Below are 1,773 nucleotides of genomic sequence, written 5' to 3'. Positions count from 1 at the left end.
GGAAGTGTGGTAACACATGGAGCTGACTGCTACTAATAGGGTGAGGGCTTGACCAAGAAAAGCATGGTCAATTGATTCAGAAATGTCAACATGTATGTGGTTTTGAAGATACGAAAAGAAGAAGCTAGAGCAAAATTCGCTCTAGCTTCTTTTTTTTAATTCTCTTTTTCCCCTTTTCCTCCAATTTCCCCCAACCCACAGGGCGGCGCAAAGCACGCCCGTCCCCACACTAAAGCCGCGTGGCCAAGAAGGGGGAGTCTGAGGGGGAACTTCGGCCTTCGCAGACTCCGAGATACCTTCCCCCTCAGGATTTCGCCGGATGCGCCAGCATCCATTTAAATAAAATAAAACAAATAATCACCGACAACAACGACCCACAAGCCGTCGCAATCCCCATCGGAAACAACGTATCCGGAAACCACAACGAAGTCAGATACACCCCTGGTATCCTCACCAGGAGAATCGACATGATATTATGCAGGAAAGAAAATCCCGACCTTCCATAAGCACAAAAATACCCACTAAAACAAAAATGAACCCCCGCAAAAATACAATCAAAAATATATCCCCGGATATACTGACTTCCCAGCACAACAACCGTCGCATCCGAAGTAAACAACGACACCACAGGTCCTGCAACAAACTGTATCACAACAGCCACGATCACCCCAAATCCAGCCGCGATCAAAATCCCATAACGAAGCGTCCTCGAAGCACGCTCATGCTTCCGCGCCCCAATATTCTGTGCACAAAGAGCAGAAACCGTAGAAAGCATAGAAGAAGGAACCAAAAACAAAAAGCTGATGATCTTCTCCACGATCCCCACAGCCGCCGCCGTATCCAATCCACGTCGATTGGCAATAACCGTGATCACAATAAAAGCAACCTGGATAAATCCATCCTGCAGCGCAACCGGAATGCCAATATTCAGAATTTTCTTCATAAATCTATGATCCGGACGAAAATCCTTCCGCGACAAAGAAATCCCGGTTTCCTTTTTCATGATCACGATCAGTGCAATGACCACACTCACAAGCTGCGACAAAGTAGTACCAAGCGCAGCCCCAACCGGACCAAGGTGTAAATATCCCATAAACAGATAATCCAGCCCGATATTCACCACACACGCAATTGCAATAAAATACATCGGACTTTTGGAATCCCCGATCCCACGAAAAATCGAACTGATAATGTTATACGCCGTAATACATGGAATCCCAATAAAACACACCGTAAGATAAACCACAGTTCCAGTTACCGCTTCCAAAGGGGTAGACATCACAGATACAATTGGATGAACAAGAAGAAGCAGGATCATCATCAGCCCAACAGCAACAGCCATAAACAAAGCAACCGTGTTTCCAATCGTCCTGGAAGCACTTTTTTTGTCCCTGGCACCGATTGCCTGTGCAATGGTAACCGTAGAACCCATGGCAAGGCCGACGATCATAACAGTGATCATATGCATAACCTGGCTGCCGATCGAGACAGCAGTAGTACTCGCGACCCCCTCAAACTGACCAATGATAAAAAGATCAGCCATGCCATATAAAGTCTGTAGAAAATAAGATAAGAGATATGGCAGTGAAAAATAAATGATATTTTTCAGAACACTGCCGGAAGTAAGATTTTTTTCCATAAAATTATTGACTCCTTTCCATCTGATTTTAAACATTACAATGGTTGTAGAGTCAATAACTTTTTTACATCACCGCTGGTCGAGTAGATACATCCGTTACCGAATGTATCCCTCACAGAATTCCGGACGTGCGG

1 protein-coding gene is annotated in these 1,773 nt (G+C 45.1%); it reads right to left on the bottom strand.

Translation table 11 applies throughout. From position 1 onward, the window contains the following. Positions 1-304 precede the first annotated feature (304 nt). Positions 305-1,639 carry an MATE family efflux transporter gene (locus DXC01_RS19895; protein WP_118699691.1) on the bottom strand — a complete coding sequence of 445 codons (1,335 nt, stop codon included), beginning with the start codon at positions 1,637-1,639 and terminating at the stop codon, positions 305-307. Positions 1,640-1,773: the final 134 nt, after the last annotated feature.

The sequence above is a fragment of the Blautia sp. OM07-19 genome (assembly GCF_003481595.1).
GTDB lineage: Bacteria > Bacillota > Clostridia > Lachnospirales > Lachnospiraceae > Blautia_A > Blautia_A intestinihominis.
Note: the sequence above shows the minus strand (reverse complement) of the source record. Positions and strands in the feature narration are given on the sequence as shown.

Excerpts from the sequence above, each read along its gene's own strand:
- DXC01_RS19895 (WP_118699691.1), bottom strand. The coding sequence starts at position 1,639 with ATGGAAAAAAATCTTACTTCCGGCAGTGTTCTGAAAAATATCATTTAT.